The organism is Vibrio sp. 10N.222.46.A1 (assembly GCF_041473595.1).
Lineage (GTDB): Bacteria > Pseudomonadota > Gammaproteobacteria > Enterobacterales > Vibrionaceae > Vibrio > Vibrio tasmaniensis_A.
Window position 1 is genome coordinate 1 of the sequence record NZ_JBFRSN010001049.1, and the last position, 1,177, is coordinate 1,177.

At 44.6% G+C, this 1,177-nt stretch carries 1 protein-coding gene and 1 pseudogene; both read right to left on the bottom strand.

Going from position 1 to position 1,177, the window contains the following annotated elements:
- A partial coding sequence (locus tag AB4496_RS23600) for an OmpP1/FadL family transporter (RefSeq protein WP_372132190.1) occupies nt 1–839 on the bottom strand: 839 nt, incomplete at its 3' end.
- A 93-nt stretch (nt 840–932) separates the two neighbouring features.
- Nucleotides 933–1,177: pseudogene (locus tag AB4496_RS23605) on the bottom strand (enoyl-CoA hydratase); the annotation flags it as partial.

The window sequence follows — 1,177 nt, forward strand, 5'->3', positions numbered from 1 at the left end:
CCATTTTCGTTGGTACCTAGATCCAAAACAGTATTGTCCCATTGGCTCCAACGATGAAACTGGATGCTTGCCAATAAATCTAATTGAGAATTCAATGCATAGCTTGCACTGACATCAACGAGTTCAGGTACATCAATACCAGTATTCAATGAACGTTTACCGCCAGTAAAGACATTCACATCATTGTTAAATTCGTGCTCTAGTTTCGAGCGGTAACTCGCACCCAATTTTAACTTCTCTGTTGGAGTGTACATAACACCAAGGTTATAACCATAAGCCCAGTCAGTATCTTGCTTGGCTATAAAAAGAGAAGATGACTGTTGTAATGCAGCCCAACTCAATTGAATACCTGCGCCAACAGACCATTGGTCATTCAGCTTATAACTCAGTGATGGATTCACTTGCATTGCGGTCAGAGTAATTTCTTCTAGAAGGGCAGCACCTGCCCAATCGCTACCGTAATCAAGGCTTGAGCCACCAACAGCGCCAAGTGCGATACCAAGGTGCAGTTGGTCTGTTACTTGATGCGCGTGGAAAGCACCAAATGAAGGCAACACTGAATGGCCTTTACCATCACCGCTAGAGTCTTGGTTGTCTTGATATTTCATCTCAAGGTCAAACGCCATGGTATTGATAGTCGTTTTGCTTTCGCCCATGTGAGACATGGTTGCTGGGTTGGTCCACATCGCAGCAGCTGAACGAGAGTAAACACCGTCACCTGCGCCAGTTGTACCGGCATTGGCGACGACAGCTTCTTGTAAAAATAGACCACTTGCGAAAGCATTTAAACTTGTAAAAATTGCGGTGGCAGCTAGCGAGTAAGTAAAAGTTTTGTTCATCAGATTGCTCATTTAGCCTTAGACATTAAATTGATCTAAGGTTACCGCAAAGCCCTATAAACAATGGGAATACCCGTTATTACTTTACAAGCGCTATTTGAACCTTCTAGCGACGTATGGACGCGCCTTGTCTCGATGAATTTCACGTTGAGCAGCAATTGCTCTGTTCTTACCTACCCCTACCTTTATTTGATACCAAGTCTCGTAAAATAAGGCGAACCCAGGACTGGACCACCAAGTCTTGTTGTAGAGTTTCTTATTAGCAGCGACAACATCTGGCGACCGATTCGCGCACTCAAGTGCCAACGCATAGGCTTCAGCGTAAGGGTCTTCAGCGA